Genomic DNA, 6547 nt, shown 5'->3' with positions numbered 1-6547 from the left:
CTACCTTGCCAACTCAGGCTGCGCGTTCGACTAAACCTGAAATGCTCTAGCCAGGTCGATCCGCTGATTCCCCGCCAGAGTCCAGGGCCGCGCGAGTTATTTGCCGCCGGCTGCCTTCCCCTGCCCCCTCTGGATGTGGCCTATGCGATCTGCTCGGCCTCTCCGTCGATTACCGGCGACAGCAGCTCATCGATCTGGGCAATGCGACGCTCTACATTTGCCAGCTCCTCTACCAAGCGGGCCTGTCGCTCGCCGAGCCGAGCCCGTTCCTCTCGCAGTCGCGTCCGGTCCACGCGCCCCGACGGTGTCGTCTCAGCCCCATTAGCCGGCACTTCTCGACGCAACTGCATGATCTCACGGCGGGTCACATTGGGGCGGATCAATCCCCTTTCCCATGCGACCCGCAGCTGCGGTTCCGTCAACAGCGTGATCTGGTAGGCTGTACCGTAGCTGCCTGGGCAGGAGGTCGCCGGGATCCGCCCGCCGTCTACAGCCCGAGCGATCTGGCGTAGTTGCGTCGCTGTGGCGTCAGAGAACGGGAATATGCGCTCCGTGCCCTGCCGGAGGCGCGCGAACTCGACCTTTGTCAACTCAGCCTCAAGGGAAATCAGCGCTCGCCCAATCGCTAGAAAGGAATCGCGGGCATCGCCCCACTCTTTCTGGATCTCACTCCGAGTGCGGAGGATGCGCCGGACCTTCTCTTGGTCGTCTGGCAGGCTTGTACCAGCAAAAACCTCCTGGATGGCTTGCAGTGCAGCCGGGTCGTCGGCACCGAGGGAACGGAGCTCGGCTGCTCGCGGATCCACGACAGCCATCTCGGCCTCGGGGTCTTCCTCCGCTGTGAGGAACGCCTTCAGCGCCGCCTTCGACCGCTTTCCAGTAGCCGAGCTCACAGTCCAACCTCCCGGCGCACGTAGGCCCAAATCTCCTCGAAAGGCTCGATCCCGCGCGACTTCGAGTAGTCGAGCAGCGTGAGGCCCTTCGTGGACGGCACATGGATGTCCTCTAGCTGAGGTAGCTCCGTTGGGCAGACCGACCCCGCCTTCACCAGGGCGCCCCGCATCCGCGCATAGCTCGTCGTGCGGCGATTCGCGCGGTTCAAGACAACCGAGGTCGTGAAGCCTTTACCAGCCAGCGCTTTAACCCAGGGGGCCACGGATTCCACGTCGTCCTGTGTGCAAACGGCAGGAACCAGAATCAGGTCAGCCGCCTCGCCGAGACCGTCGATCGCGGGCAGGTGGTCCTCTACACTTGGTGGTGTGTCGAGAACAGCTAGCTGGTAGCCTCCCGTCCGGCGCAGCGCACCGCGCCACTCGCCAAGCGACGCTGCCTCGACGAGCGTCTCGGCAAAGTCCGGAAAGGCCTCACGTGTTCGCGTGCGCCGACCCGCCCATTTCGACAGCGTTTGCTGCCGGTCGAAGTCAAGCCCAATGGCCTTGATCCCAGCTTGCGCGGCGCTGACAAGAATGTGGCGGCTGAGGACGGACTTGCCCGATCCACCTTTTGGGCTGCTAATTAAAAGAATACGGCAGCGCGTATCCTTCACCTCCAAGGCGCGCTTGCGCACGGCTGCCTGTGGCATTCTTAACCCCTTCAATCCCCAACGTCGCAATACCTGTGCTTACCTTGCCGTGTCCACGCTCATGCGCCGGCAAGGCCAAAAAGCGGAAATTAGACATGTCAAACCGGCTTGCCGCCAAGAACCGATAGGCGAGGGCGTGTTGCAGGGAGCGATAATACGAACGCAGGCGGTTCAATCCTCGTCTGGGTTCAGGCGATGCGAACGGAGATCGGGCGTCCCAGATCCAACATTTGGTTCAGCACATGGACGGCGCCGTCCACCTCGGTCGCCCGACGCTGGTCCGTGCGGCAGTGCAGCCCGTCACCGATCACCTGCTTGAACCTGCCGATGGTGGCTTCAACGCGGGCTCGGACGGTGTAGCCGGATGCCTTCTGCCAGGCCGTTCGTCCATGCTCGGTGATGTACCGCGGATGGCAGTCCGGCTGCGTCGGCGCGCTCTCTGCCGTCTCGCTCGGCACGGCCGTGGAGCGTGGCGGCACGATGATCGCTACTCGCGGGTGACGCTCGGCTACCGCAGCGGCAACGCCTTCCTGGTCGTAGGCGCCGTCCGCGGTGAACGAAGCCACTGGTGCTGTTACTTGATCTAGCAAGGAGCCAACCTCGACGCCGTCATCGACGTCGTTGGTGGTCAGCGCCGCCACGACAATCTGGCCAGTCTCAGCATCCATGCCGACGTGCAGCTTCCGCCAGGACCGACGCGTTTGGTGCCATGCTTCTCCAGCAGCCACTTGCCCGCGCTGCAGAGCTTAAGATGCCGTATGGGGCTGGGCTGCCTTTAGGAACTGGGTGTTCCTGGTTGGAGTGGTCGTCCCCAAGCTGAGGGTGTGAACAGGACCGAGTGGCGGTCCGGCGCAACCAGGAGGGACGGTCATGGAGTACTTCGCTGCGATCGATGTCTCGCTCAAGCTGAGCTGTGTGTGCGTGGTGGACGGCACTGGACAGATCCTGCGGGAGGCCAAGGTGGCCAGTGAGCCGGTGGCGCTGGTCGCCTACCTTCGGGAGACGGGACCGAGTTCCGCTGGGGCCGCGAGGCCGAAGCCGCCGCCTGAAGCAGGGAAAGGGATCGACGCGCGGCCGCTTGGGAGCGCCGTTCGTCCTCGAGGTCCCGTCACGGGGACGCGGGATCGGGTGAAGCCGCAGCACCGGACGTCGGTCATACCTAACGGCATGGACCACGTGCTTCAGATCGGCTCGCCCGCTCCTTCCGACAGCATCTTGTGCGCGGCCGCAGCGCCGACGACGGACAGAAGCCAGACTCCCGTGACGAGGCACCGAAGGATGAGCTTGACTCTGGATGCCCCATTACAGAAGGCCGGTGCTGTCGACCAGCAGGTGGACGGCCTCACCGTCCCTGCGCGGCTGTGGCGGCGGCACCTCCAGCGTCCCGGCCCGGCGGCACAGGGTGGTGTGGTCGGGCACCGCCAAAGCCAGCCCGAGCAGGTGAATGATGGAGCCAATCAACCCCTCCGTCTGGCGTAGGGCTAGGCGGAACACGGCCCGCAGGGTCAGCGCCGTCAGGATCGCCAGTGGTGAGTACTAGGGCTGCCCACCTGGGGTGGTGCGCGGCGAGGCGCGCCACTCCTCGATCGCCTCGTCAGAGAACCACACTGTCAGGCTGCCGCGCTGGCGCAGGCTGGCATGATACTCGCGCCAGTTCCGAACTTTGCGCTTCTACTTGGGGATATGGTGGTGGCGGTCCTGGTTTGGTTTGAACGGCAAGATGGTGTCCGAGGTCAAAGGAGGGGCCATCCTCCTACGGCGGCCCGGCTCACAGCGCCACTGGCCGGATCCATGCAACAACGCCGCATCTGGGCCAGGCGTCGCACGCGTCGGCGTGCGGTGCGCGATCACCGATACACCCGGGCTTACCTGTTCGGCGCGGTCTGCCCCAAGCGCGGCGTAGGCGCGGCAGTGGTGATGCCCACCGTCAACCTCGAGGCCATGAACATCCACCTCGCCGAGATCAGTCAGCGCGTCAGCGAGGGAGCCCACGCTGTCTTGGTCCTATCAGCCTGCTATCGCTGCCCCGCTATGCACCCGAACTGAACCTGTTCGAGAACCTGTGGGAGTTCCTGCGGGCCAACTTCTTCAGTCACCGCGTGTGGGAGAGCTACGACGCCATCGTGGACGCCTGCTGCGCGTCCTGGAGCGCGTGATGCGTAGGCCAGAGCAGGTCACCTCCATCACCAGCCGCACCTGGGCACAGATCAAAGTCTAGGGCGGTTGGTATTAGTGAGACCTGTGCGCGGGTCCGCCGAACTACATCAAGTAGCGTCTGCAGCAGGCTTTGAGCCCCCATGTCCTGTGTCATTTGCCACCCGCGCACAGGTCTCATTAGTGATGTTGCACACCACTCCTGTGCGGCTCATCAGTCTATGCGTACTAGGCGCAATTGCATTCCATCCTTTGGCTGCGGAATTGGCCACATCCTCCAGGCTGTAACGTAGCCAGGCGCGACGCCGACCGAAAAGTTTTGCAGCAAGTGCCGAGCGAAGCATTTGGCCTGCATGACGGCAAAGTTCAGCCCGAGACACATATGCGCGCCGCCGCCGAACGGGACATAGGCGCCACGGCGACGGCTTACCCGCGCAGTCTCGTTGAAGCGGTTCGGGTCGAAGCGATCGGGGGCGGGCCAGAGCTCCGGCATATGATGCGTGAACAGCGGATTGATCCCGATCGAGGTGCCGGCCGGGATGTGGTAGCCGCCGAACTCGAAGTCCCGCAGCGCGCGTCGCGGCACGGCGGGTACTGGTGGGATGATCCGTAGCGCTTCCTCGAACGCTCTCCCGGTCAGCCGCAGTTCGTCCAGTCGGTCGAAGGGCAATGGCTCGTCAGCCTGCAGGCCGAGCCCGGCAATCTCGTCACGTAGTCGAACCTGCCAAAGCGGGTTAGCGGCAAGTAGCCATACAAAGGCCGTGAGCGAGGAGGTGAGTGTGTCGTGCGCCGCCATCATCAGGAAGCTCATATGATCCACCACCGCCTGGGTAGGGAGCGGCACGCCATCCTCCATTGTCGCATGACAGAGCTGGGTGAACAGGTCGCTACCATCCGACAGGCGACGAGACGGAACCTGTCGGGCAAGGTGTGCGACGATACGCGCGCGGCCCCGCACGCCACGGCGCATCTGCGTTCCCGGTAGCGGCCTTCGAATGGGCGCGACCGTCGCTGCTACCATGTCGGCGAACGCAGTCCTAACTTCGTCCATGTCAGGGCCAATGTCGGCGCTGAGAAAGGACCGCGCGGCAAGATCGAGGGTGAGGCGCTTCATCTCCGGATAGAGCGTCATCGGGCCCGCTGTGGCCCGCCAGCGCGCCACAGCGGCGGCGATCCCGGTATCCAGCGTCGCCAGATAGGCCCGCAGCGGCCCGGCCTTGAAGGCCACCGCCAGCGTACGGCGCTGCAGTCTGTGCTCCTCGAAGTCCAGGGTCAGCAGGCCACGCGGGAAGACCCGGTCGAGGAATCGGCCCCAGCCCAGCTGGGCGGAGAAGAGGCGCTGCTGGTCGAACAGCACCAGCTCGTTCGCCTCCGGCCCCAGCAGCTGCACACCCGTCTCACCAAGGATATTGACCCGCATCACGAGCCCATGCCGCGCGGCGAGCGCCTCGTAGTAGCCCTTGGGATCGGCGAGGACCTGGAGGGTGCTGCCGATAAGCGGCAAGCCATTGCTGCCCGGGATATGCGCAAGGGCGCGCCGTGAGGGCGGCACAACCTTCGCACGGGTATGCGGCACTCCAGCTGGAACCATAGCCACAGCCCTCTTCTCGCCGCGGGTCCTCAGAGCGGCAGCAACTTCGAGTTCCATCCTTCGAGGCCGATGCTTGCTCTCGTGTCAGACTGTAGTCGACGCAGTGGTGAGGCTAGCCGATAAGGCTCCAACCCGCCGCCTCGATCTCGTTCCGCCACAGCAGCCGCTCGCGCCACGCGTTGGGGATGCCGGCAGAGCCGTACATTTCCGCTGCGGTCTGTCCTGCGACGGCCGCGGCGGTGTCGGCATCCTCGCCGAGATTGGCCGCGGCGAGTACCGCCTCATGGTAGCTGCCGGTGGTAGCGACAGCCCAGCGCGTAGCGTCCCAGGTGTTGCAGACATAGCCGCCGGACCGCACTAGGCTCCGACTTGCCGCCACCTCGCCCAGGCCCTCCAGCCCAGCGCCGTGAAGCCGGTCGTGCAGGAGGCCAGCCATGACCTCCGCCGTCGCAGCGGCCTCCTCGCTGTTGTGGGTCAGCCGCGCCTGCCGGACCGCCAGATCAACCGCGACTGCGTGACGCCGCTCTGGCGGCTTGCGGATGGCAAAGAGCACGACCGACGCGAGCCGCACGATCGCGCCGTTGCCAGCTGCGTCGAGAATTGCGGAAAGCCGGCCTAGTCGCAGTTGAGACAGCGCCGAGTGGGTCTAGGCCACTGTGTTGCATGGATCAGGTAAGAATTCAATCAAATCAGACGGTTACGGCATTCGACAGATTCTGAACCGCTAAGCTTTTTCAGTGACTTAGCCTATCCGTGCAACAAAGCGGCGACAGCCCGATTATCCCCTGCTGAGACGCTGGGTACACCTGTCTATCAAACGCGGGCGGGGCGGACGCTCGAGGACCACGAACCAGGCCCGCTCGAGCTGCGCTACGGGCGCTCGGCCAGCAGGGTGGCGGCCATCTCCCAGGCCGCACCGCGCCCTGGCCGGCCGCGCTCGTGGACTGCAGGCCAAGGCCAAGGCCAAGGCCAAGGCCAAGGCCAAGGCGAGCTCCGCGCCGCATCCACCGGCAGCAGGGGGCCGGCCAGCGGGGCAGGGACCTCGGCTGTGGTGGCGGGTGGGTCGGGTGCAGACGATTCGGGCATGGGCCGACGCTGCTGGGGCATGGCGCACGATCAAGAACAAAGTCGTTACCCCATGCGAGGTCATGGCCGCGTCACCACCTCGCCGGCAGCCAATGCTGGCTTCCGAGCGGCATACCGCTTCGGGTTGGCAGGAA

Annotated in this window: 5 protein-coding genes and 2 pseudogenes; 1 reads left to right on the top strand and 6 read right to left on the bottom strand. The window is 64.9% G+C overall.

All coding sequences use genetic code 11. The annotated features are described in order from the left end of the window. Nucleotides 1–140 precede the first annotated feature (140 nt). From AC5JJ6_RS35630 to AC5JJ6_RS35620, 3 genes are all read right to left on the bottom strand, one after another. On the bottom strand, nucleotides 141–893 hold the full coding sequence (locus AC5JJ6_RS35630) for a hypothetical protein (RefSeq protein WP_496046576.1): 753 nt from the start codon (nucleotides 891–893) through the stop codon (nucleotides 141–143). After that, on the bottom strand, nucleotides 890–1582 hold the full coding sequence (locus AC5JJ6_RS35625; RefSeq protein WP_496046575.1) for a nucleotide-binding protein: 693 nt from the start codon (nucleotides 1580–1582) through the stop codon (nucleotides 890–892). The genes AC5JJ6_RS35630 and AC5JJ6_RS35625 overlap by 4 nt, the downstream gene beginning before the upstream one ends. A 188-nt stretch (nucleotides 1583–1770) precedes the next feature. Next, nucleotides 1771–2310 (bottom strand): transposase, encoded by a 540-nt coding sequence (locus AC5JJ6_RS35620; RefSeq protein ID WP_496046574.1) that lies wholly within the window; start codon nucleotides 2308–2310, stop codon nucleotides 1771–1773. 142 nt (nucleotides 2311–2452) lie between these two features. Here AC5JJ6_RS35620 and AC5JJ6_RS35615 point away from each other — a divergent pair. Further along, nucleotides 2453–2590: pseudogene (locus AC5JJ6_RS35615) on the top strand (IS110 family transposase); the annotation flags it as partial. 300 nt (nucleotides 2591–2890) lie between these two features. On the opposite strand, the pseudogene AC5JJ6_RS35610 reads toward AC5JJ6_RS35615, so the two are convergent. The 3 genes and pseudogenes from AC5JJ6_RS35610 to AC5JJ6_RS35600 all read right to left on the bottom strand — a co-directional run. Beyond that, a pseudogene (locus tag AC5JJ6_RS35610) lies at nucleotides 2891–3301 on the bottom strand (transposase); the annotation flags it as partial. Between the two features lie 649 nt (nucleotides 3302–3950). Further along, nucleotides 3951–5327 (bottom strand): cytochrome P450, encoded by a 1377-nt coding sequence (locus AC5JJ6_RS35605; RefSeq protein ID WP_496046578.1) that lies wholly within the window; start codon nucleotides 5325–5327, stop codon nucleotides 3951–3953. A gap of 112 nt (nucleotides 5328–5439) precedes the next feature. Then, nucleotides 5440–5952 (bottom strand): ADP-ribosylglycohydrolase family protein, encoded by a 513-nt coding sequence (locus AC5JJ6_RS35600; RefSeq protein ID WP_496046577.1) that lies wholly within the window; start codon nucleotides 5950–5952, stop codon nucleotides 5440–5442. Nucleotides 5953–6547 lie beyond the last annotated feature (595 nt).

The sequence above is a fragment of the Skermanella sp. genome, assembly GCF_059503625.1.
Note: the sequence above shows the minus strand (reverse complement) of the source record. Positions and strands in the feature narration are given on the sequence as shown.

What these genes read in the sequence shown, in the direction of transcription:
- AC5JJ6_RS35625 (WP_496046575.1), bottom strand. Translation starts at nt 1,582, where the DNA reads ATGCCACAGGCAGCCGTGCGCAAGCGCGCCTTGGAGGTGAAGGATACG.
- AC5JJ6_RS35605 (WP_496046578.1), bottom strand. Translation starts at nt 5,327, where the DNA reads ATGGTTCCAGCTGGAGTGCCGCATACCCGTGCGAAGGTTGTGCCGCCC.